The organism is Paenibacillus sp. J22P169 (assembly GCF_059691995.1).
The window spans coordinates 24,840-49,437 of the sequence record NZ_JCAUAO010000006.1; the positions used below are offsets into that span (position 1 = coordinate 24,840).

20 protein-coding genes are annotated in these 24,598 nt (G+C 48.7%); 3 read left to right on the forward strand and 17 right to left on the reverse strand.

Annotated elements, in window-relative coordinates:
* Positions 1–30: 30 nt before the first annotated feature.
* The 14 genes from AC58QG_RS24385 to AC58QG_RS24450 all read right to left on the reverse strand — a co-directional run bounded on the left by AC58QG_RS24385 (position 31) and on the right by AC58QG_RS24450 (position 16,436).
* Positions 31–243, reverse strand: coding sequence for a helix-turn-helix domain-containing protein (locus AC58QG_RS24385; RefSeq protein WP_497364709.1), 213 nt, complete (start codon positions 241–243; stop codon positions 31–33).
* 137 nt (positions 244–380) lie between these two features.
* Positions 381–2,531 carry a hypothetical protein gene (locus tag AC58QG_RS24390; protein WP_497364710.1) on the reverse strand — a complete coding sequence of 717 codons (2,151 nt, stop codon included), beginning with the start codon at positions 2,529–2,531 and terminating at the stop codon, positions 381–383.
* A gap of 30 nt (positions 2,532–2,561) precedes the next feature.
* Entirely contained in the window at positions 2,562–4,031 is a 1,470-nt protein-coding gene (locus AC58QG_RS24395; RefSeq protein WP_497364711.1) for an ABC transporter substrate-binding protein, read from the reverse strand.
* Positions 4,028–4,957 carry an ABC transporter ATP-binding protein gene (locus AC58QG_RS24400; RefSeq protein ID WP_497364712.1) on the reverse strand — a complete coding sequence of 310 codons (930 nt, stop codon included), beginning with the start codon at positions 4,955–4,957 and terminating at the stop codon, positions 4,028–4,030. The genes AC58QG_RS24395 and AC58QG_RS24400 overlap by 4 nt, the downstream gene beginning before the upstream one ends.
* Before the next feature lies 1 nt (position 4,958).
* Positions 4,959–7,889 carry an ABC transporter permease gene (locus AC58QG_RS24405; protein WP_497364975.1) on the reverse strand — a complete coding sequence of 977 codons (2,931 nt, stop codon included), beginning with the start codon at positions 7,887–7,889 and terminating at the stop codon, positions 4,959–4,961.
* Positions 7,890–7,894: 5 nt separating this feature from the next.
* Positions 7,895–8,998, reverse strand: a complete 1,104-nt coding sequence (locus tag AC58QG_RS24410; RefSeq protein WP_497364713.1) for an efflux RND transporter periplasmic adaptor subunit — start codon at positions 8,996–8,998, stop codon at positions 7,895–7,897.
* The gene (locus AC58QG_RS24415) at positions 8,961–9,731 is read right to left on the reverse strand and encodes an ABC transporter ATP-binding protein (RefSeq protein WP_497364714.1); all 771 of its coding nucleotides are present in this window, start codon (positions 9,729–9,731) and stop codon (positions 8,961–8,963) included. The genes AC58QG_RS24410 and AC58QG_RS24415 overlap by 38 nt, the downstream gene beginning before the upstream one ends.
* Positions 9,732–9,977: 246 nt before the next feature.
* A complete protein-coding gene (locus tag AC58QG_RS24420) occupies positions 9,978–11,255 on the reverse strand; it encodes an MFS transporter (RefSeq protein ID WP_497364715.1) in 1,278 nt (425 codons plus the stop codon).
* Between the two features lie 237 nt (positions 11,256–11,492).
* Positions 11,493–11,930 carry a rhodanese-like domain-containing protein gene (locus AC58QG_RS24425; protein ID WP_497364716.1) on the reverse strand — a complete coding sequence of 146 codons (438 nt, stop codon included), beginning with the start codon at positions 11,928–11,930 and terminating at the stop codon, positions 11,493–11,495.
* A gap of 92 nt (positions 11,931–12,022) precedes the next feature.
* Positions 12,023–12,910 (reverse strand): LysR family transcriptional regulator, encoded by an 888-nt coding sequence (locus tag AC58QG_RS24430; RefSeq protein ID WP_497364717.1) that lies wholly within the window; start codon positions 12,908–12,910, stop codon positions 12,023–12,025.
* Between the two features lie 76 nt (positions 12,911–12,986).
* A complete protein-coding gene (locus AC58QG_RS24435; protein ID WP_497364718.1) occupies positions 12,987–14,183 on the reverse strand; it encodes a glycosyltransferase family 4 protein in 1,197 nt (398 codons plus the stop codon).
* 156 nt (positions 14,184–14,339) lie between these two features.
* Positions 14,340–14,867, reverse strand: a complete 528-nt coding sequence (locus tag AC58QG_RS24440) for a hypothetical protein (protein ID WP_497364719.1) — start codon at positions 14,865–14,867, stop codon at positions 14,340–14,342.
* A gap of 221 nt (positions 14,868–15,088) precedes the next feature.
* Positions 15,089–15,934: a sulfurtransferase gene (locus AC58QG_RS24445; protein ID WP_497364976.1), complete on the reverse strand. Its 846-nt coding sequence runs from the start codon at positions 15,932–15,934 to the stop codon at positions 15,089–15,091.
* Between the two features lie 28 nt (positions 15,935–15,962).
* The gene (locus AC58QG_RS24450; RefSeq protein WP_497364720.1) at positions 15,963–16,436 is read right to left on the reverse strand and encodes a GNAT family N-acetyltransferase; all 474 of its coding nucleotides are present in this window, start codon (positions 16,434–16,436) and stop codon (positions 15,963–15,965) included.
* 112 nt (positions 16,437–16,548) lie between these two features.
* Between AC58QG_RS24450 and AC58QG_RS24455 the strand changes: the two genes are divergently transcribed.
* A complete protein-coding gene (locus AC58QG_RS24455; RefSeq protein ID WP_497364721.1) occupies positions 16,549–17,136 on the forward strand; it encodes a GNAT family N-acetyltransferase in 588 nt (195 codons plus the stop codon).
* Here AC58QG_RS24455 and AC58QG_RS24460 read toward each other — a convergent pair.
* The 3 genes from AC58QG_RS24460 to AC58QG_RS24470 are packed head-to-tail and all read right to left on the reverse strand — an operon-like array spanning position 17,125 to position 19,590.
* Positions 17,125–17,430, reverse strand: a complete 306-nt coding sequence (locus AC58QG_RS24460; protein ID WP_497364722.1) for a 4a-hydroxytetrahydrobiopterin dehydratase — start codon at positions 17,428–17,430, stop codon at positions 17,125–17,127. The genes AC58QG_RS24455 and AC58QG_RS24460 overlap by 12 nt on opposite strands.
* 15 nt (positions 17,431–17,445) lie before the next feature.
* Entirely contained in the window at positions 17,446–19,257 is a 1,812-nt protein-coding gene (gene recQ / locus AC58QG_RS24465; RefSeq protein WP_497364723.1) for a DNA helicase RecQ, read from the reverse strand.
* A 39-nt stretch (positions 19,258–19,296) separates the two neighbouring features.
* Positions 19,297–19,590: a hypothetical protein gene (locus tag AC58QG_RS24470; protein WP_497246133.1), complete on the reverse strand. Its 294-nt coding sequence runs from the start codon at positions 19,588–19,590 to the stop codon at positions 19,297–19,299.
* A gap of 193 nt (positions 19,591–19,783) precedes the next feature.
* Here AC58QG_RS24470 and AC58QG_RS24475 point away from each other — a divergent pair, with 193 nt between their 5' ends.
* A complete protein-coding gene (locus AC58QG_RS24475) occupies positions 19,784–21,382 on the forward strand; it encodes an SWIM zinc finger family protein (protein WP_497364724.1) in 1,599 nt (532 codons plus the stop codon).
* Complete coding sequence (locus AC58QG_RS24480; RefSeq protein ID WP_497364725.1) at positions 21,370–24,246, forward strand: DEAD/DEAH box helicase; 2,877 nt, start codon at positions 21,370–21,372, stop codon at positions 24,244–24,246. The genes AC58QG_RS24475 and AC58QG_RS24480 overlap by 13 nt, the downstream gene beginning before the upstream one ends.
* Positions 24,247–24,598: the final 352 nt, after the last annotated feature.

Below are 24,598 nucleotides of genomic sequence, written 5' to 3' on the forward strand. Positions count from 1 at the left end.
GGTTTCTAGCCCTTTTTGTGTCCGAGATTTTTAAGGTCCAATTAACTCATACAAATCGTTCACTTTGCAACCGATGGTATCCGCAATGGAAATAGCGACTTGCAGCGGCATGATCCTTTTTTTCTCTATGTAGTCAACGAGCCGTTCAGGCTTGTAATGCAATGCGCGGCATAGTTCTTCTCTAGCCATTCCGTGTTCATCTAATCGTTCTTGTAACAGACATCGTCCCAGTTCAAATTTCATTACTTGCCCCCTGCGTTCCTCAGCATGCTACCCTCAGCCTAACCAAGGTTAGTCGCTTTTATTCGCAGTGAACAACCCACCCTAAGCTGGCACGGAAGTGCATGATAGAGGTGGGTTGTTACAAGCTTATGTTCAACTTAGTCCGAAGTGATAAACCATTCAGCCTGTTGTGTGGCCAGCAGCTTTCTTTGACCTTGGAACTCGTCATAAATGCTGAGTGAATATTTTTTTAAAAATTTAGTGTTATAAATGAGGCCTGGATCATTGGTTGTTATTATGAAGTTGTCTCTCTTACCTAGACGAATCTTAACATCTTCATCCGCCGTTGAGTCTCCATTAATGACATCAAAATCTTTGAAATCGAATTTCTTCTCTAATCGCTTAATCCCGCCGCCATCTTCAAAAACAAGCAGTAAGTTATGTCCTTCGGTATTAATTTCCGTCATTTTCTCTTTGGTTAACTCGTAGTTGAATTTCAACGTAAATTCACTGGTCGAAATGGATGTTCCTATTTTATCAATCGAGATCGTATATGGGAACAATTCAACATTTTTAAGTGTTGTTGCTACTTGAGTCTTCTCGTCTGGCAGCCCGTAGGCTATTGGATTCACATAGGAATCCGCAACTGCTTTCTCACCTTCCGACAGTTTGCCTTCCGTGACTGCTTCTCCTAGAAGTAAATTCATATGTGTAGTGGAATAGCCCTTGGGAACCAATGCCCAAACATTTAGCAGTGCTTTGCCAGTAGGACTGATCTTGTTCTTCACTTCCGCAACTGTTGCCGGGAATATCGTACCGTCCGATGAACGGAAATTGGCTACGAACTTGGACACATTCGTGAATCGCTTCTCCAAATTGGTGGCTTCCACCATCGCCGAATACATGACATTTGTTTTATCCTCATAGGTCGATACGCTTCGAATCTCGTACTTCGCCTTTCGCCCGATGTCATTCGACGTATAGGATTGCCCCATACCGATGTATGGAATAGCTTGGATTTCAGCTTGTGTCGAGAACTCCAGCACATCCGTTGCTGTAGTACTGCCTGTACCCGATCCAGTACCCGTCGTTTCTCCCTCATTCTCTTGGAGAACTAATTTAATTTGGGAAAACTCGTACGTATAGGGTATTTTGCCTGCGATTTGCAGATTGACGCTTGCGCCTGCTCCCAATCCAATCACTTTAGCTGTCTGGATAATCTTTGCATCAATTTTCACAGCGTCATCTAATAAGAAATACCCGGATAATTTCGGGATAGGCAGTGATTCTTCACCTGTATTGCTCAGCGTTAAATCGGCTGTCAGGAGGTCTTGATCTTCCCACGGCAATCTGTGCAAACCGTTCAGCTGAGTCGTATATACACCGGATTTACTTGTGAAGGTATATGCCTTTCCAACAGAACCGCCTTCTTGCTGAGAAACAGCTGGCAGCTGGAAATTCGCAACGGCGATATTCAATTTCAAGTCTGGAATCGTCTCTGCAATCGCTAATTGCCAATCATCTGCAGCAACAGCAATCGGAATCGAACCGGAGAGCTGAATTTCCTTTGTCTCCTTCGGATTGATTTTCAAATCCTTCATTCCTTTGGCTTCTAGCGGATACAGCAGCCCTTCTGAGGTACGGATAGAGAAGAGGTATGTAGGAATCGTGACGGTATGACTTCCGGCATTTTCTAAGGTCATATACACCGTTGGAACATGATATTTCTCATTCTTGTTACTGACGAACTTTTTAATCGAAGCCTTCACGTTAGTTCCACCGACAGAAATCTCTGCTGCAAGGTCCGCAGGTGTTACATCCGTGTAGTCATCGGGGATTGCAACCTCACCCAGCACTCGTTCGAAATTAGATTGGTTAAAATCCCACTTAATAAATTGCACAACGAGATCTTGTAAGTTCGTGCTCGTATTTACCGTTGCATAAAACGTTATATCTGTCGTGGAACCGGGAGCTACCCGGTTCTTATCCTTATCCGCCGGCAGTAAGCGAGCTGAGAATTGATTGCCGGATTTGCTTTTTAACCGCACCCAATAATCGATAAATTGCAGTTCACTGTTGCCCTCGTTGTGGATGGTTATGGTAAAAGTCGCTAACTTCCCACCTTGATCCGGTAGAACATGAATCTCTTTCAATTCAAAGTAACTACTTCCAGAAATGCTTACTTTTCCTGCATTCAGCGAAAGCGTGGAGGGGCTGCCATCGGCCCAGACGGGTGTAACGGCTCCAAGCGCAATTAGCGCAGACAAGGCTATGGTTGCTAAGTGCTTGTGGCGAATTGGGTTTATCATTGTGAGGTATCTCCTCCTTCAATATCCATCTTATCCTGCGGGAACGGCTTGGTTCATTATAGGTACCGGTGGCGCACCCGGATTTTCTTTCATTTGTTTAAGCATCGCATCGCCATCCGTTTGCCATTTCTTGAGTGCTTCTCGAGCCGTCGATTTTCCTTGCAGGACGTTGGTAAACTGCATCTGACCAATCTGTTGCACTTGATAAATATTAGGATTATTACGATATATTTTCGTGTTATTTTCCATCGGGGCCGGTGTTACATTGTAGAAGGCTTCCATGTGGAAATCCAGTCCTTCTTTAGGTTTCAAATATTTGGAGCGTGCCACTAAGCCATTTTGACTATGAGACTTCAGCTTAGCCCAATCATCTCCATTAATGAACTTGATGAACTTCCAGGCATCTTCTGGATTTTGCGCTTTGGCGTTAATGCCCATAATGCCATTCATATAAATAGAGCCGCCAACGCCTTTGGCTTCGGGGTGAGAAGGAATCGTTACAACATCCCAATCAATCGGTGTGAATCCTTTATAATTAGCTGCATTTTTGTTGGCGTTCGTTAGCTGTTGAATCTGTCCATAATTAATAATTCCCATAGCCAAGCGACCCGACATAAAATCATCGTACGCAAAAGGATTATTTTGATCAAACCTTCGATTCATTTGCTTCTGCGGATCCATCATCTCTGGGAAAACATTCTCTTTTTGCAACTGAGCCATTTTGGCCCATACTTTCTCCCATTGGTCCGTATCTACCGTCATTTTCTCGCCAGCATCATCAAACATTCTTAACTGCAGAGGAGCTGTATACATCTGCATGCCGTAGAACAAATCGCCACCCTGGGATTGTGTTGTAAATGAGAACCCATAGATACGCTTATCCCCTTCACCTTTAGCCAATCGTTTGGAAAGATCAAATGTCTCATCCCATGTCATGTCGTCTTTCGGGAAATCGACTCCCGCTTCTTCGAACATTTTCTTATTGTAAATGAGCGCAGAGGAGCTGAATGTCGGAGCAAGTGCGTAAATCTTACCACCGCCTGCATTTTTCATCCCCTCCAGCACGGCTGGGACTATGCCTGTTGTATCGAATTTATCTTTCGTTATGAGAGGATCGAGCTGTAATAACAGGTTACTTTCGATGATTTCTGGCAACTGTTCATAGCCAAGCATGACCACATCCGGCGGATTATCACTCTGTAACACTTCCTTTAGCTTCTCCATCGGATCCGGCATCTTCTCACCCGGCTGAATGTTGCCAAATTGGAACTTTTCATCCATCGTTGAAACCATTTCTAACTTGATATTTGGATTGGCGAATTCAAATATTTCTGTGAATTGCTGTCTAAAATATTCATAATCACCACCACCGCCCATATTGGTCGCGATCCTCAGCACACGCTCCTGGTTATCGTCGGCTTTCTCCCCTTTTGTGCAAGCAACAGCAAGTGGAGCCATCAAGGCTAAGGTTAAAGTTGTAACCATCATTTTACGTATCATTTCGATTGCCCTCCGACCATTCGCGAATTGGATGATTCTTTTTCTTCCTTTGCAGCAGGTAGTACTCTTGGCGCTTTAATCATGATCGTCTCGCCATCAAACTCCATCGTAGCTTTCCCGTCAATGTTCAGAGCGTTCAAATAAGCTTTTGGAACCTGTAGACGGCCCGCACGATCCAATACGACATACTCCTCATGAGCCTCTTCTGTGAGCCCAGTCGATGCTCCCTCTACATGTGATATCGAAGGGTTGCGGGCAATAAACTCCGAGCTTGTCATCCCATCTCGAATAGCAACGACTCGCCCTACTTTGCCTGCCATGGACATATCGTGGGTAACAATCACAATCGTGACACCTAATTCCTTATTCAACCGTTGGAAAATAGAAAGAATCATATCCGCCGTCTTCGTATCTACCGACCCCGTCGGTTCATCCGCAAGCAGCAAACGCGGACGGTTAGCAAGCGAAATCGCTATGGCCACGCGCTGCTGCTCACCCCCGGAAAGCTCTTGCAGCTTATTATTCAAGCGGTGGCTAAGCCCCACCCATTCAAGCAATTGCTTCGCGTAGGCAGGATCATAGCTCCCGCTTAACATCATGGGCACTTCCACATTTTCAAGTGCAGTCAAGTAAGAAACGAGATTCCGCGCATTATTTTGCCAAATGAAGCCCACCGTATGTCGTTTGTAATCAACAAGCTGCTTATCAGTAATCTTAAGCAAATCCCAATCTCCGACCTTCACTTGACCTGCGGAAGGGCGATCAAGACCTCCCAAAATGTTCAGCAGAGTTGACTTGCCGCTTCCGCTATTTCCGATAATCGCCATCAACTCACCGTCGTCAATCTGAATGTTCAGTCCTTGCAAAGCGACAACTTCGATCTCGTCGGTTTTGTAAATCTTCACTAAGCCCTCGCAAGTAATCACGCTATTTCTCCTCCCCTAGCTTCACAGCCTGATGAACGCGCAGCCTTCTAATGTGTAAGAACAGCAACAGTGCGCCAGTTAGCATCATGAAAGCAACTACGAAATATAACTGATAGGTGTCCTTGGAATCGAATACGACTCGGAATGGCGGTACCTGCGTTTTCACATTCTGGGAAGTTTGCAGAAAGGGTAGGAAGAAAAAGCTCGTTAGCTTGCCAATTGCGATACCTAGCACGATAGATAGTCCAGCTGTGAAGCCCTGCTCAAGCAGCAGCATACCGGTCAATTGCTTGCGGGAAAGCCCCATAGCACGCAGAACACCAAATTGTACGACCCTGCTAGATAAGTTAAAGAACCAATAAAGCATATAACCGATGAGAGAGACGACGACAGAAACGAGGAAACCCAAGCTAAGAATACCGAACACACCGCCTCTTGCCGGGAGCTTCTTCTGAACGATGAGCTCGTTGCGAACATCCTTGACAGAAGCAATTTCAATTCCTTTGGCTTGTAAGGCTGTAACGATCGGGAGCACTTTAGCTTCCGGTTTCATTTTGAGCCATACTTCATAAGGTGTAATCGGTGCTTGATCATAGATGTAATCTAGATTCGCTACGAAAAATGGTGTTTGATCCGGATATTGACTTGGCCAATACGGTAATATCCCAACAATTACGAATTCCACGGGCTGCTGTCCGATGGTAATGGATAGTAAATCACCCGCCTTAAGCGCATATTTGCTTGCATAGTTGGAAGGAATAATAACGGCTTGCTCATAGCTGCCTAGCAAATTCAAATATTGATTCGGGTGGGCTGGAAATAAATCAGGTCGGAACCACGCTACTTTAGCGAAATCAGCATTATCGATCCCCATGATAATTCCCTGTCCGGTAGATTTACCGGAAACGACTACATTTCCTTTGGTTTGCATCACTCTGGCAGCAGCCTGAACGCCTTCCAAATCACGGAACACTTGAAATGGCGGTTCTACGTAACGAATCTTGGATAGGGTTTCCTCACCCGGTTTGGGGCCGCCTTGACCTTGACCCTGACCTTGGCTTTGGCCACCGCCTGAACCGGACCCATCACTGCCATTCCCACCGTTCGCCCCGTTTCCTCCCTGAGCTCCGCCACTGTTGCCACTCGCGTTCGGATCCTTTGGCAGATCATCTGAGAAACCTTCCCACACGGTTTGCAGCACGACGTCGGTACCATATTGGTATAAGATCCGCTCCGAAGAGTTCAGATCTATCGTACGTGCAGCCGAGGAATTGTACACACCAAGACCAAGCGTAAGAATGAGCAGCAGCATAAGCGGATAATACGCTTTGGCTGAACGAGAAAGCTGAACAAGCGTTAAATATAGCGGCACAGGCAGGAACTTTCGACCAAGCCAACCGAACAATCGCAGCAGCCACGGAAATACGCGGAGAAAGAAAAGTCCCAGAGCGAAGATCGAAAGCGCCGGTACGAAAAACAGCAGCGGGTGTACCTGAAGTTGATCGGTTGTCATTCCTGTTTGTACAGATAATACTTGACGTTGGTCAAATAAGTAGAAGCCATAACCAACAAATCCCAGTAAAATAATGTCAAGGAACCACCGCTGCCATAGTGGCGAACGGTCTGACCTTGCGAGCTGCTGCTTATAGTTCACAATCGAAGATCTTGCGAAAAGCACAGCTGGAATAACACTGGCAAGAATCGCAATGAGAACAGCGAGCCCACCGTAGAGCATTGCTTCTGTTGTAAAGCTAATCGGAACGGATTTTCGATCCACAAATGTTAGAAATCCACTGGAGGAACCAATGCTTTTTGCCATGAACCAGCCCATAAACGGCCCTACCAACAGCGCAATCACTCCTAGTAACAATCCTTCTAGGAAGTATATCCCCACTATTTGCTTCGTGCTGCCCCCACGGCTTCGCAAGATAGCAATCACCCCGCGCTGTCGATCTAGCGATTGCCTGGCATTCATCATAATGTAATAGAAAACCATGGCAATCATGGGCGCCGCCAATGTGAATAATAAAATCTGCATCTGTAAGCTTTGGGCTTTAAATTCGCTTAGAATCGACTTGAATGATACATCTACCTTTGTATTCTTAAGTTTCTGGAACAAGTTAATATCCAGTCGTTCCAAACGGCTCTCCAGTGGCGATAATTGACTTGTTTGAATGTTACGCAGATCGAAAGCATAGTACCAATTGGCGAGCTGCAGCGGAATTTTCTTCTCCGTCAGCAACGTCTTCATGAATACATCGTCATGAATAATAAGTGCATTGACTAATCCCTCTAACCCTTGAAACCAATAGGCACTCGTTTCGTTCTTCGGTTTGAAGGAACCAACAACCTTCACCTTTAGCAATTGACTGCCGCTGGCACTTGCAACGGAATAATTGAATACATCCCCTACGTGCAAATCGTTTCGAAACAAAGCTTCTTCTAGGACTACTGCTTCCAATTGGCCATTTTGTACTTGTCCAGAAGCCATTTGTCCATTTGTCCAATCGACCTGATCCTTTAACCCACTTATTGACGTTAACGTCATTTGACGACGTTTACTTGGATCTGCTTTCGTCCCTTCAGCGGGAGATAGTTGTGCTCCTTTGACCGCATAGCTACTCGCATAAGTATGTATGGGAAAGCCAATATCTTTTGGAACATCATTTTGTATATACACATTGACGCCTTTCAACTCTTCCAACTCTGCACGTTCTGTCCCGACTGCTTGATACCGCATGAGCAGTGAGCCTGCGGGAAGTCCCTCGCTCTTTTCTTCTAAAGATTTGGCGACGACACGCTTCAGTGACCCATCTGCATACATCGGAATACTCGTGGTGAAAGCAACGGCCATGACAAGACCAAGCAAGGTGCTGAGCGTTAGCCAGCGGGTATTCCACATTTTCCGAAATAAAAACCGCAGCATCGGCATGGACATTAGCGACCCACTACTTTCTGTCCGGCTGTGAGACCCTTTATTATTTCCACATCCGTTGACGTCTGCTGACCGATTTCCACGTCCACTTCCTTCTTATTTCCTTGGGTATCAATGACTTGCACATAATTTCGGCCTGAGTATGAACGAAGTGCAGCCAGAGGGATCGTCGTAGCGTTTTCTTTTCTCTGGGTAATAATCGTCACACTTAGCGGAGTACCACGATTCAGCCCTTTCGGAAACTCATTCAACTGAACAACCAAATAATTATCGATCGTATCCTGCTCCCCTTGTTGTCCTTGACCAGGGAACCCACCACCATTATTATTGTTGTTCCCAGCTTGCGGGTTTGGAAGCTGCTTCACTTTCCCTTTGTGCTGACCAGCTGAATTGATATCCACCTGAACTTCCATGCCGATAGCCACTTTCTTCGCATCATCTGCACTAATGCTTGCGGCGACAGTTAGTTCTTTCAAATCGGCGAGAGTCGCTACGGATTCTCCAGACTTCACGGTGTCACCTTTCTTGATAGCTACGGTAACAATTGTTCCACTGAACGGTGCGAGCAGTTTCGCTTTACCCACTTGTGATTCTAGCTTCGTCAGCTCCTCACGTTTCAGCTCGAAATCAATCTTCGCCTGCTCAATTTGCTCAGGCGTCATTTCGTCAGCCTTACGGAGTGTTTCGATCATCGTCAGCTCATCCTTACGTGTTTGAAGCTTCTTCCGCTTCAAATCGCTCTCCATATCCGATACGTCGAGCTCGGCGATCGGCTGGCCCTGTTCGACCGAATCTCCATTTTTCACAAGAATGGCACTTATCCGTTTGGCAGTCATATCTTCGGAGAAGAACAGTTTCTCTTCTTGCAAGGCCATTAATCGCCCACTCCCTCTCACTTTCGTCTCAAGGGTTTCCGTTTTCACCGTATATTCAGGCTTTTTGGAAAGCTTAGGTGGATTAATCGTCGGAAGCGCTTCTTCATCCTGCTCCTTAGGCAAAAGTGAGCACCCCGAAGCAAGAAGGAGAGTAGAACTTAAAAGCAGTGCTGCTAGGGGTTTCATCGCCCACTTACGTGACGAATCTTCCGTCCACCATTTCATAAACATGATCGGCAACCTCCAAAATTGTAGGGTCGTGTGTTGTCATACAAATTGTGACTTGCTCTGTAGCGATGATGCTGCGAAAAACAGACATAATTTGGGCCCCCATCTGAGAATCCAGCTCAGCAGTCGGTTCATCCGCCAATATGAGCGATGGCCTATGTGCAATAGCTTTGGCGATCGCGACACGCTGCTGTTCGCCGCCGGAAAGCTCGTAGGGACGATGATGCATCCGTTTACCAAGACCAACAAGGTCTAGACAATGATTTACCCGCTCTTTCCACTGAGCGCGTGGCGTCCCTGCCATGCGCAGCGCCAACTCAACATTTTCCCAAGCAGATAACAATGGCATTAAAGCATAGGATTGAAATATAAAACCAATCTCTTTGCGACGAATCAACGTCCTCTCATCATCGCTGCTGTGGTGAAAGGCATATGTTTGAAACAAAATCTCCCCCTTCGTTGGTAGATCCAGCCCTCCGATTAAATTAAGCAGTGTTGTTTTCCCCGAGCCTGATCGGCCTTTGAGCATGACAAGTTGCAGCGGACTCAGCTCCATTTCAATCCCTTTCAGGACATCTAACTGCTGACCTCCAACTTGAAAGGAGCGATGTACATCCCTTACCGTCAACAAAGGTGAATTGGGTTGGATGATGCGAGAGAAACCGCTATTAGAAAACGGCTCCTCTTCGACAGATAAAGCCTCCAATGTGCTTCTTTTACGAGACCAGCTCGTCATATGGATAATTTTCCTTTCATTTCCAAATTTTTCGTATGATAAAGTAGACGGTGCAAGACACTAAAAAGTTCTGAAAAAAGTGGAAATTTTATCTATTTATTTGGATTATAATCCCATTTAATTGAATCTATTGGAATATACTATTAATTGGAAAATACATCCATACAACTAATTACCTATTTATTACAAAACAAAAAGACGGTTCACCGCCAACTTCTTAGCGATCAACCATCTTTTGTTGTCATCCTATCGATCGATCCCTCGACGCGACCAAATCATAACCGGGATCAGTAACAGTGACAGGAATCCTCCTGCCAGAGAAAGAAAAGCAAAGCTGGAATGAGCGGCGACCATCCCCGACAAAGCACCGCCCGACGCGCCCGCCAACGACACCAAGACGTCCACAGTTCCTTGCGTCTTGGCACGCGTGGCTGGGGTTGTCGCATCGATGATCTGCGCAGTACCGCTGATCAGGCCGAAATTCCAGCCGAGTCCCAGCAATGCCAGTGCGACAATGAGCCAGACCATCGAATCCGCGGGCGCCCACGCGGCAAGTAAACCAGCCATGAGCAGTGTAACCCCCGATGTACAAGACATAAAGATGCGCCCGAGTTTATCCACAAGTATCCCTGTTACCAATGAAGGCAGGAACATCGCCGCGACGTGAATGCCGATAACCATGCCGACGGCGCTCAGTCCATGTCCGTGATGCTGCATATGAATCGGTGTCATCGTCATAATCGCGACCATCACGATCTGCGTTAAGACCATCACGGTGGTCCCGATGATAACCCCTCGACTTCGCGCCGATGTCGCTTTAACATCTGCTCGATCCGTCCCCTGTGCAGCATTCGCTTCTTGCGCTTTAGCAATAGCTTTAGAGATGATATATGGGTCTGGACGGAGCATCACCCACAATACAAGACCCGCCATTATAAAAGCGGCAGCCGCGAGCATGAACGGCCCCGCCAACGCAGGGACACCAACCGAAGTCGCGAATCTTCCCATGACTCCCACCAGGTTCGGCCCCGCAACTGCACCAAACGTCGTAAATACCATAGCCAAGCTGATCGCTCGCGCTCTTTGATTCGGTTGAGCTAAATCCGTTCCCGCATACCGTGCTTGGAGATTCGTCGATGTGCCCGCCCCATAAATCAGCATCGATACGAACAATAACGGAAGGTTATCTGCAATCGCTGCAAATACGACGCCAATCGCCCCAAGTCCTCCGGCAAGGAAACCTGCGGTTAGACCGACCCTACGACCAAATCGGCCAGATAGTCGTCCAACGATGAGTGCTGACGAAGCTGCGCCCAGTGTCAATAATGCCGCAGGAACCCCTGCTAAGCTATCCGTTCCAAGCATCTCTTGTGCAAGCAGCGCTCCAACCGTCACACCAGCGGCAAGCCCCGCTCCACCAAATAATTGTGCGATGATGACCGTCATCAAGGTTTTGCGGTAGAGCTGCTGTTGTTTTCCCGGAGTATCTATATATGCTCGAATCCATTCGCTGCCTTCAGACATCCGTACACGCCCCTTCTAACTTGAGATTCCTCTTGCCAACATCATACCTGTGTCGAAGGTTATTGGCTATTTCAATTTGTTGTATCAATCTTAGCGCAAATCGGTCACATGGCTTCTGGACCCATTGATTACCGGTTTCTACTCAGAAGATACCGACGCATAAAACTGAAAAAGGGCTTGAGCGACTGCCTCCCGGCACATCGATCAAAGCCCTTCTTGTACAAATCTTTAATATACCTATCCGATCAATGGGGCAGCTTCGCCAAGCGTTCCTTCTACCTCATTCCCTTCCTTCCTCCAGTACTCAATCCCTCCTAGCATCTCTTTTACCTTGAATCCGAGACCCGAGAGACGCGCTGCTCCTTTGGTGCCGCCGTTGCAAGCAGGCCCCCAGCAATAGACGACGATCGTTTGCTCTTTCGAAAATGAAGCGGTCGTTTCTTCGCTGATCTGGTTGGAAGGAAGATTAATCGCGCCAGGAACATGACATTCTTCATAAGCTTTTGCGCTGCGAACATCGATGAGTAGGAAGTCGTTGAAGCCATGTTGCATGTCATAACGTACATCCGCAACATCCGTTTCCACGGAAAGCTTGTTCATGTAATGACGGTGAGTATGTTCCGGTGATGCGGCTGGTGTCTCGAGAACGAGCGATTTGTTTTTTTGAGTGGTCATTTGGGTTGCCTCCAGTAGGTTTGTTGATTTCTTGATGTTAATGTAACACAGCACCCTACATTGGAGTTATCGATAGTTATTGATACTTAACTTCAATGATTTCGATAGTTAGCGCCACCGATTAGTTCTAAGAAACCAAGATAGGCTTTCGATCTCCACTTTTTCTTAGCGATGATTACTTGTGTATAGAACTTGCACTCCGGATCAACGAAAGGTATCGCGACGATCTGCCCTTTGCGGATTTCCTCCGCGACGGCAATTCGGGGCAACAACGCGATACCAAGTCCGTAAGTCACGCACTGCTTGATCGCTTCCAGGTTACCGAATTCGTAAGATAACTTGTAGCTCACTTGATTTCCTTTCAACACCTTAAGCAGCATCGCTCGGTATGTACAACCGTCCTCGGTCAGGATCAAGGATTCGCTCTCTAGATCTTCCACGTGGACTTCGCTTTGTCCAGCTAATTTATGATCAGGACTTGCAATGATAACTAATGGTTCTTCTCTCAAAATGGTGCTGTCCAGCTCCGGATCCGTAAATGGCGGGTCCAAAATAATCCCGATATCCAGAACACCTTCTTTCACCGATTCGATAATGAAGGGCTCGTTCCCTGGTTGAATGACAATATTGACGTCCGGGTAGTTGCGACGATAAGCCTGAAGATACGGAGGGAGAAAGAAGGCCGCCAACGTCTCGATCGTTCCTATCGTGATCGTACCCTTCGATTGCTTGGAAACAACTTCCTTGGACTCTTCATACAAGCGATAAATATCATTGGCGTATTGGAGGAGCGCTTCTCCAGCCATCGTCAATTTCATAGTTCGTCCGAATCGCTCTAAGAGAACAGCGCCGTAAGATTCCTCCAGCTTCTGGATCTGCGCCGTTATGCTGGATTGCGCATATCCCAGCGTTTCCGCGGCTCGGGTGTAGCTTCCATGTTTCGCTACTTCGCGAAATGTTCGTAAATAGGTCATTTCCACAAGTTTCACCTCCACAAATCTACTAGGAGCATTCATATATTTGAAATATAGCAAGGACCTACGGTCTTATCAACTATCATGATTTCACATCGGATCGACTTCTAATAAACTTTTTACGTGAAGGATGGACCGTACAAAGGATTTCCACGTACTGATCGAACGTCTCTGTGAGCACTTCATATTGGAAACTGGACTTCGCACGTCTGTAACCACCCTGTACAAGCTTTTCTCTGAACGCCTCATCCCTTGCCAACTGGAGAACGCTTTCTACAATTTCCGAATGTGAATTAGGATCAACGAGAACTCCTGTCACTCCATCAAGTACCGCTTCTAAAGCACCACCTGACCTTCCGGCAATAACCGGGACACCTGTTGAAGCTGCTTCCAGATAAACAATGCCAAACCCTTCCGCATCCCCCTTCTCCAGTTCCCTGCATACCATAATAAACTGATCGGCCAAATTGTAATAATCATTTAATTCCTCCCCGCCGCTTACGCTTCCAATGAACAAGACAGCATTCGTAACGCCAGTAGTTCGGGCAAGTTGCTCGAGGCGGGCTCGTTCCGGACCGTCACCAATAATGACATACACCGCATTAGGAATATGTTTGATGATTTCTGGCATCGACTCGATGACCCGATCCTGCCCTTTTCGCGTCACCAGTCTCCCTACGGATAAAATAATATATTTACCTTCAAGCCTATGCCGTCTAAGCAGCTCCAAATTCCTAGGTTTCCGTTCAAAAACAGCCTCCACGCCAGGATGCACAAGGCTGATACGAGAAGGATCAACCCCATAATCTTCCACAAACCCTTTAGTAAATAAACTGTTCGTCAACACGCCATCTGCATGTATCAATATCTGTTTAACTATATAATTCAAGCTGAAGAAGCGGCGGAACATTAGCATATCCATGCCATGTGTCGAAATGACATAGCGCCGCCCGCCAAACACTTTAAACAGCAATCCGATGATACCGATTAGCACGTATCCATATACCGTGACATCTGGTTCTTCAACGGTCATCATTTTTTTTACGTGGCTGAACAGTCGCCCCCAACTTAAAAAGTGTGCACGTTCACCCCGCATAAATGATCCTCGCACTGTCCGAAAAGATTGTTCTCCATCGAATGCTTCACTCCCCGGATATTCGGGGGCCAGCACGGTAATATCATGTTTAGTATGTTTGGAAAGGTTGTAGTAATAACTTTGCATCCCACCGATTCCTGGTGGAAATACACCTGTAACTAGCACGACCTTTTTACGATTCATAACTTCTCACCTTCCTCGCTAGTCTGCTGACCGTTTGAATACTCATCCAGAATGTGATTTCAGCCATCACGTTCCATAACCGAGCAATGATCGATATCTGCACTGCCGCATCTGTAGGTAACTTAAGCGATAAAAAGTAAACAAGGAATCCTTCCCTTACCCCAAGCCCACCCGGAAGTGGACCCCAACCGTAGCTGTTAACGTAGATAAGAGAATGATGCCAGGCTCTGCACCCAAATTCACAGCGAGTAAGAGGGTGTATGAAAGTGCAGCGAATACCAACAGGATATTCTCATACATAATAGCAGCGAACTGTGCTGCTAATGGGACACCTGCCCTCGTGGCAAGCACAATACGTCCTGCATAGTTCCAGATGCCGCCTGGGATGTACTTCGCAAATTGCGAGTCGATAAAGATCCTCAAACCTGATAGTAGACTAAGCTTGTGACTGCTGCCCGCTTGCACGGTTCCCATGTATACCGCATTAACGATGAGTACCCAAATGCTCGCTTGTAACATTAAAAAGACAGCAAATAGAACCATCGATAGATAGAATCGATAATCCGCACGTTTTAAGAACGCAACCAGGTCAGCCTCTTGAAGAGGTAAGCTTCGCAGAGCGAAATACGCGATCACTGCGACGAGGATGGTTTTCAGCGTCGACTTCATCCATTTTGGTATCATCGCCTCGTTTCCCTTCGTTAACTTAGCGTAATCCACACATTGTGTTACTTAATTGTAAGGGGGATAACAGGCAATTATTTTTGTTTTGTTAATTTAATGATTGGTTGGCTATGTATGACAAAAAAAAGTGTTCTCTCACCATCTGGTGGGAGAACACTTTTGGGCTACGAATATTCAAATTACATAATCCTGTATTGATTTTTAAACCGCTATTCTCCGACCTAAGCTTTTTCCTCTTCACCCGTCGCAATCGGGTTATCTTTCCAACTGATCCAGTCGCTCCAACTTCCGCTGTAGAGCTTCACATTGTCGAAGCCCGCTTCGCTAAGCCCCAGCACGTTCGGGCACGCCGTCACGCCCGAGCCGCAATAGACGATGATTTCATCAGCGTCACGCAGTGCGGCAAAGTGCTGCTCCTGCTCCGCAGCTGACAACCAAGCGCCGTTCTCGCCGAGAACGCCTTTCCAGAAGAAGCTGCGCGCTCCCGGGATGTGGCCAGCCACCGCATCGATCGGCTCTTCCAAGCCGAGGTAGCGGCGCTCCTCGCGTGAATCCACGAGCACGGTGCCTGGGCGACCGAGCTTGTCCTTCACTTCATCCATGCTAGCCAGCATGGAGCGGTGCACCTTCGGTGAGAAGGTGCGCGGGAATACCGCGGGCACTTCAGCCGAAACCGGGTACCCTGCGGATTTCCACGCACTATATCCTTGATCCAAAACGTATACCTCGGAGTGGCCGAGGAATTTCAGCATCCACCACAAACGTGATGCCATAGCTCCGCCTTGATCGTCATATGCAACGACGGTCTTCGTGCCATCGATGCCGAGACTGCCGACGAGGATCGAGAACGCACCGAGATCCGGAAGCGGATGTCGTCCGCCGTGCGCCATTTTAGCTCCGGACAAGTCCTTCTCCAAATCGACATACACCGCTCCTTCAATATGATCCTGCTCATACTGTTCACGGCCTGATTCAGGCTTGCCAAGCGCAAAACGACAATCAGCGATTACGATATTCGCATCCCCCAGCTGCCCAAGCAGCCAAGTCTGACTTACGATATTTTCCACGGTTTCTGCCACCTTCCCCAACCTACAGTTAATCTCCCATCCCACTTGTGGGATTAGCGGAGTACGATTGCCAATTGCTTCGATCTCCACCCATTTTATCGTAAAATGCTTGCGCGCGTAAGTTATCTGGAGCTGTTGTCCATGTTAAATTTGCATAACCGTGTCTAGCTGAGTATCCTTTGCAAGCTGCGAACAGCTTTGCTGCCGCACCCTGTCCACGTTCTGCTTCAACAACGTACAAATCGTTCATGACAGCAATCTTGGAGGCGCGCAGCGTGCTGAAGGTGAAATATAAGGTCGCAAACCCCACTAACGCCCCCTCATCCGTCTCCGCCACAAATTGAATCCCAATTTTCTGTTCGAGCAGTTCATGAATCAAAGCGTTCAGCTTCTCATCCTCAGGTTGTCGGTACTGATAGAAATCCACAATATAAGCGAGCATTAAGGTTTTGAGCTGGGGGATGTCGGACATAACAGCTTCACGAACGGTCACTTGTGTCATCTCGTGTGCCCTCCTTTTTATAGTTTATAGATAGAACGAGTGGAATTAGGGAGATTGTTATTTTAAAATAGAACAATGGCCAAATACTGCCTATAGAAAGGTTGCCCACAATATGCCTCAACCTATTACCTTAACTTTACCATGGCGTGTGGTTCCATTAACCGAAACGGCTTGTCAGGAGCTTTGCACATGGCGCTATCCCGCTCCCTACGATCTCTACAACTGGCCCGCCTGGACCACGATGCAAAGCGAGCAATCCGAATTCGCTGATCCCCAAATAAGAGATGATCAATATCGCGGTGTTGTCGATGAATCGGATAGATTACAAGGATTCGTTCAGTTCTTCCCCATCGTGGGTGTGACCCGACTAGGCCTTGGGCTTCGGCCGGATCTTTGTGGTAAAGGCGGGACTAGCAGCAGCGAAAGTCGAGGCGAGAACGAACGCAACAACACGGGTACAAATGAAAACGGAAGAGGGCTCGGCACGCGATTTGTTCAACTGCTCGTAGCTGAAGCACAGCGACGTGCCCCCGAGCAAGAAATCGATCTCGAGGTGCTCATCTGGAACGAGCGAGCGATTCGTGCTTACCAGCATGCTGGCTTTACCATCACGGATACCTACGAGAAATGGACACCGACCGGTCCCGCAGACTTCCACTGCATGGTCTACACCGGTCCGACTAACATCTTAGTGCGTTAACTCCGCATACGCCTGATCAAACTTCGCAGCGGTCGAGAAATCGAGCTCGGTCAAACCGCCAGCACTCCACGAGGTCAGGCGCAGTGTCACCATTTTATAATCGATGGCAATCATGGGGTGGTGATTTACTGCTTCTGAGATACGGGCGACCTCGTTAACGAAGGCGATTCCCTGCAAGAAAGCCTTGAATCGGTATTTGCGTACGATCCACTTGCTCTCTTCAGCTTCTAGACGCCACGTACCAAGCTCGGCAAGCCGCACATCAACTTCAGCTATCGCTAGCTTCACCCTCATCGTTACTCCGCTCCCTTACTCGTACTCATACGCAACCGCGCCCATATCGCTCTCTCCCGCATACGTACGGAGAAGCTCTAGGAACGGCTTACCGTAGTTGCGGTATTTCACCTCACCGACCCCTTTGATGCGCAGCATCGCGGCCTCCGTGGTCGGACAGCTCTCACTCATCTCACGCAGCGTGCTATCCGCGAAAATAATATAAGGCGGCACCTTCTCGCGCGCAGCCATTTCACGACGCAGCAACCGAAGCTGCTCGAATAACGTATTGTCCATCGCGGCGACAGTGCGAACGGATTGTTTGCGTACCTTTTGATTCACCGCCAACTTACCCTGAAGGACGTCAGCAGCAGGCTGCATCAGGCGAACTACTGGGTATTGACCCTCGGACAACTGCAAGAAGCCTTCCGAAATCAGCACGTTGATCAATTCGGCGATCTCTTTCTCCGGCAGATTGCTCATAATCCCGTGCGTCGGAAGTCGATCAAAGCGATAATCCATGATCTTCTTCGCCTTGGAGCCTTTGAGCACCGAAGCGACCATCGAAATTCCGAACCTCTCGTTCATACGGCGAATACAGGAAAAAATCTTTTGCGCCTCGACGGTAATGTCAACCGTGTCGCGATCATCCTTGCAGGAGCTGCAGTTCCCGCAGGTGTCTTGAATATTTTGCTCATCAAAATAATGTAAAATAGCATTCCGCAAACAGCGCGGCGAATAACAGTAGTCGATCATGGTTTGGAGCTTTTTGTACTCGTTCGCTTTGCGCTCAGGCGAGAGCTGGTTCTGCTCAATCAGGAATTTCTGCGTCATAATATCCTGCGCACTGAACAGCAGAATACACTCGCTTGGCTCACCATCACGCCCCGCACGGCCGGCTTCCTGGTAATAAGCTTCCATATTTTTCGGCATATTGTAGTGGATCACGTAACGGACGTTGGATTTATCAATCCCCATCCCGAAAGCGTTCGTCGCGATCATCACGCGAATATCATCGTAGAGAAACGCTTCCTGCATATAGGAGCGCTCATCATCCGACATTCCGGCATGATACTTGCCTGCGGCGAAGCCTTTTTTGCGCAACGTCTCGTACAAATCCTCAACATCCTTACGCGTCGCAGCATAAATAATGCCGGGCTGATGCGTATGTTCCTTCACGTAATTCTGTATGTAATCCCGTTTTTTCTCTCCGCGAAGAATGGTTAGCTCCAAATTATCGCGCGAGAAGCCGTTGATGAAAATACCCGCCCCATCCAAATCCAACAGCCTAGCAATATCCGCTGTTACTTCAGCGGTAGCTGTTGCTGTGAACGCCGCCACGATCGGTCGATTCGGCAATTGACGAATGAACGGCGCGATCGAGACGTAGCTTGGTCGGAAATCATGACCCCACTGTGATACACAGTGCGCCTCATCAATCGCAACCAGTGGCAGATTCAACGCTGCCATCCGGGCGCGAAAACGCTCTGACTCCAGACGCTCAGGTGCAATGTAGAGCAACTTATATTTACCCTGCATAGCTCCCTGCATGCGCTGTTCCACTTCTCTAGCTTCCAGCGTACTATTTATGAACGTGGCAGGAACACCGAGCGCGCCAAGCGCATCCACCTGATCTTTCATCAAGGAGATGAGAGGGGAAATGACTAATGTCACGCCCTCCATCAGCAGTGCTGGAACCTGGTAACAGATCGATTTTCCGCCGCCCGTTGGCATAATACCTAAAGTATCCTTACCCTCGAGAAGGTTCGTAATAATATTTTTCTGGCCCTCACGAAACTCGGGATACCCATAAACCTGTTGTAGAACCTTTCTTGCTCCATCCAACATAGCTTCTTTACACCTTTCTATATCGCAGTTCTTCCTGTTTTAGACCAAATAGATCACCGAAACCAACTTTTCACCATCATGTACCTTGAGCACGTGGTTACCTGCATCATGTCTTACCGAGCCTGCTCCGACCTGCATCACCGGTGAACTGCCTAGTCCGTAAAATATATCGTCAGCCAGCGTACGCAGGCATTCTTCTTGTTCACTCTCGTCCAGCTCCTGCCAGTCTTCTGCATTCATCTCCAGCAGCTCGTAGAATCCATTCACCATTTCGATCCCACGTACAAAATCAGTAACAATGTCCTTATATTCACGACCAAATTTAATACCCACTCGCGCAGTCTCCCTTCAAGAAGCATTTCTCTAGCTTCACTTTATCATATTCTAGGTGAGATTGCAGGGTTAACCCCTTTTGGTACGGATTAAAAATATCACCTTTGGCATAAACTGTGGAAATGGGCAATTTCGGAAAAAATCTGTTACTATGGAAGAAGGAATGCGCCGCTCGGAGGGTAGGAACGATCACATGTTGAAACTTCAAATTCCCAAAAATCGAATGAACTACCTCATTAAGCAAATCCCGCTTCACTTCGACGCCACCCGTCTGGAGCAAGGCTGGGAGTATTATCATAAAGGCCGCGTGACCGAGGTTGATCTCAAAGGGCTTAGTGTCATAGCAACCGTCGCAGGCAAACAGATCCACACTGCAGAGGTTCATTTAGAAAATTTCGCTGCGAGTACCTGCACTTGCTCCTTTGAGGGCTTCTGTCAGCATATTGGTGCTACGTTTTTTAGCTTGTACGCCACTTATGGTCGGCCTGAGCTTGTCCTGCAACAGTTAAAGCAACAAATCCATACACGGAAGAAACCAGCTCGCGGTGTTGCCGCTTCTGTTATGCAGGAACGCAAAGCGGCCGCACAGGCGAATGTACCTTTGGAAGAGAGTATGCCTAGCGATTGGCATCGTTTTTTTGAAGGGAAATTTCACGGTTTCTCTATTTCACATCAGCACTCCATAGAAACCTTCTATGAGTCTGCCTTGGAATCGTTGCCGCCTTATGCAGCGAACTGGCGCGATACGACGCGTGAGCTCTATATGTTCCACATTGTGCTGTTCATGATGCGGAAGATTGAACAATTTTATCAAGAAACGAAGAGCTCCTATCTGTCTTACTATCACGAAAATGGGTGCAAAATCGCCGCCAAAAACTGTGAAGATAAGCTTGTCGTATTCGTGGAACGGATCGATGTGAATCGCTCTTTCCTGGCAGAGCCGAAAGTCTGGCTATCGACGATGAAAATGGTCGGGGAATCCGCGCTGCAGGGCAAGGATAGTCCTGTTGATTGGCTGTTTGTGTACCGTTTCATCTGGTGGAAGCTGACGGATCAACCTAGCGCACAGAAAGAGGAAGTCACCCGTCTCGATGGCCTTCTGGCCAAAAAAGAGCTGCTTCCGAAGAAAAAAGATACATTGCTTGCGGCTAGGGCTCATTTTGATATTATGCAGGGCCATACCGAGCAAGCATTCGAACGCCTTGCGCAGCTAGCTCATCCGCAAGCGAAGGATTTCTTCCTCTATTTAAATAAATTTGCAAACGATGGACAGTGGGACCACATGTTAGTCTGGCTCCGTTGGCTATTCACCTCCATTTCGAATGCGAATCACGATGATTTCCGGACCTTCTGCCAATATTGGCTGGATACGACGAAGCATCTGGCAAACGATAGCGAGTGGGTTCAGGTGATGGAGTCCTTGCTGCCGCGTTCATACTACTATTACACCGCGTACTTGCTGCAAACGAAGCGGTACCGTCAGTGGGTAGATTTGCAGCTTGCGAATCGAATTTCCCCGTTGAATCTGTATGGGATGGAGCTCAAAGCAATTGAAGAGCATGACTCGGCCCTGCTCCTTCCGCTTTATCATCAAGCAGCCGAACGGGCTGTTCTGGAGAAAAATAGGGCTTCTTACAAGACAGCAGTCCGCCTCCTTAAGAAGCTGCATAGCATTTATAAACACATCGGCCAGGATGACCGCTGGGAGCACTATATTTACCGCTTAGCGGATAAGTTCTCGCGTTTGCGTGCTTTCCAAGAAGAGCTCAAGAAAGGAAAATGGATTCGATGATCGAAACCAGCGCGCTGACCGTTCACGTTAGTTCCTTACCTAACGGGTCATTATTTCTATGGGGTTCCCGTGAAAACGGCGGTATTTGGGATGCTCTTGATTTAAAACATATGCTTTTCGCCTGGCATCGAGCCTCCTTCTTCGGCACCTTCATGGAACCGAGTGAATGGCAGAATCGAGAAGGCATCGAGCTGCAGCCGCTTGAAGCGCTCGACTATTTCAGCGAACCACTTCCCGTCCAGCACTTGCAATTGAAGTGGCATGCTTCTAGCGCTGATGTGATTGCGCTAGCTCCTGCTATTCGCGAGTCGCTTGCGACAGGGCGCTTCATGCCGGACTACGAGAAATGGAAGTCCGGCGAAATCGGTTGGAAGCTGCAGCTGCCAGAGGAGCTGCAAGTCCTTGAGACGCCAGCGGTTTCACGCTGGATTCATGCTTTGATCCCGGAATGGGTCGATGCCGACGGGATCATGAAGGACAATTTACGCAAGCTGGAAGCTGCGTATCCATTAATGCGCCGCGGCGATGTCAGCGGCGAGGTGTGGCTGGACGAGGAAGACTGGCTCGTCAGCATCGGTTGGCGTCAGGACCGGACGCCAATGCGGACGTGCCTGCAGCTCGTCGAGCCGGACCTGGCGCACGGCGCAGGCTGGCAGCTGCGCGTGCTGCTGCAGGACCGGCTCGCGCCGGAGGTGCTGCGCACCGTGACGACCGTCGGCGAGCCAGTCGCAGGTGAACAGCCACTGCCGGAGGCGTGGCTGCCCGAGATTGCCCGCGTCGAGCGCGACGCGGCGAAGTGGGTGCGCATCCTGCCGTGGCTGGATGCGGGCGAGGGCGCCCTCCGTCAGACGGTGACGGAGGAGGAGGCTTGGCGCTTCCTCGCAGAGGGAAGCGTGCGGTTGGTTGAGGCAGGAACGAGCGTGTTCCTGCCGGCGTGGTGGGATCGCATCCGCAAGATGCGGCCGAAGCTGCGCGCGAAGATCAAGTCTTCCGTCGGTTCTGGACGGGAGACGATGTTCGGGCTGACCCAGCTGATGCAGTTCGACTGGAAGCTGGCTGTTGGGGATTTGGAGCTGACGGAAGAAGAGTTCCGTCAGCTTCTGGAGGAGAAGCGTAAGCTGATCCAGATTCGCGGCAACTGGATTCAGCTCGACCCGAAATTCATGGCACAGGTCGAGCAAATTATGAAGCAGGTGCACAAGAAGCAGGGGCTTTCCTTCCGCGATGTGTTGGAGCTGCATTTTGCCGGTGATGCTGGCGGCTTGCTGCCAGCCGAAGATGATCCAGATGCCATGCGCTACCTCGACATGGAGGTTGAGCTGAACGAGCAGCTGCGCCACATGATCGATCAGCTGACGCAGACCTCGGCGATCCCGACGATTGAGCCGCCGGCGAGCTTTCATGGCTCACTGCGCCACTATCAAGTGGACGGCATCTCGTGGCTGTTGTTCTTGCGTCGTTTCGGTCTTGGCGGCTGCTTAGCCGATGACATGGGTCTCGGGAAGACGATCCAGTGGATCACGTACTTGCTAACGGTGAAAGAGAATGAAAGTCCGGATACACCGTCCTTGCTTGTTTGTCCGACCTCCGTGTTGGGGAACTGGCAGATGGAGTTAAAACGATTTGCGCCTTCACTGCGCGTCCATCTTCACTATGGACCACAGCGGTTAAAAGGTCCTGCTTTCGGCGAAAAAATCGTCGGTAACTACGATTTGGTTTTGACGTCCTACACGCTTTCCCATCTGGATGAGAGTGAACTTGGCGCTATTGCTTGGAACTCGATCTGTTTGGACGAAGCTCAAAATATCAAGAACGCTTATACAAAGCAAGCTACGGCCATTCGCCGTTTGAATGGGTTTCATCGTATTGCCTTGACGGGGACGCCAATTGAGAATCGTCTGACGGAGCTCTGGTCGATTTTTGACTTCGCAAATCCAGGTTATCTCGGTACGGTGCGCGAGTTCACGCATCGCTATGTGAATGCCATTGAGAAGACGCGCGATGAAGCGACGATCGGCAAGGTTCAAAAGCTAATCCGTCCGTTCTTGCTCCGGCGCGAGAAGAAGGATCCGGCCATTCAGCTGGATCTGCCAGAAAAGAACGAATCCAAAACGTTCATCTCGCTCACAGCGGAGCAAGGTTCATTGTACGAGAACTACATTCAGGATATGTTCGATCGACTGGATAAGCTTTCCGCCATGGAGCGGCGCGGGCTCATCCTCGCTGCGTTGACGAAGCTTAAGCAGGTGTGTAATCACCCGGCTTTGCTGCTCAAAGAAGGGCTGGGCGCCCCGTGGAGCGGACGCTCGAACAAGCTGGAGCGCTTGCTGGAGATGGTGCAGGAGCTGCGCCAAGAGGGCGACAAATGCTTGATTTTCACGCAATTTGTCGAGACGGGCAACCTGCTGCAGCATGTGCTTCAGCAGGAGCTCGGCGAAAAAGTGTTGTTCCTGCACGGCGGAACGTCCAAGAACGGGCGCGATGAGATGATCGCGCACTTCCAAGACCCTGATGACCAGCCGGTCGACGAGCAGCGAAATGTGTTCATTCTTTCGCTGAAGGCCGGCGGCATCGGGCTCAACCTGACGGCGGCGAATCATGTGTTCCACTATGATCGCTGGTGGAATCCCGCCGTCGAGAATCAAGCGACGGACCGCGCCTTCCGTATCGGTCAGACGCGACATGTGCAGGTGCACAAGTTCGTGACGCTTGGCACGCTGGAGGAGCGCATCGACGAGATGATCGAGCGCAAGCTCGGCCTCAGCCAGCAGATCGTAGGCTCTGGCGAGAACTGGATCACGGAGCTGTCGACCGACGAGCTGCGCGACCTGTTCTCGCTACGCCGCGAGTGGGTCGAGGCGTAGCGCACGAGCTCAGTTGTCATGGTTTCACTTTGATAAACACAAAAGAGGTTATCCCAAGCTTCACCTGGGGTAACCTCTTTTGTGCTCCATACATATCCGATCTATCTCTATCTCTATCTCTATCTCTATCTCTATCTCTATCTCTATCTCTACTTACTAACTTCTCCCTCATTACCTTCAACTACTCTACTATCTACTATTTACCTTCAACCGTCTACCCAACCTCGCCCACCAACAAGCCAAATCAATAAGTTAACTGTATAAACTCCAGTTATTTCTGCTCTTTTCAGCTAAATATCCCGTTTAACTGTACAAACTACATCCAATTTTATCGATTATGAATAAATGTTGC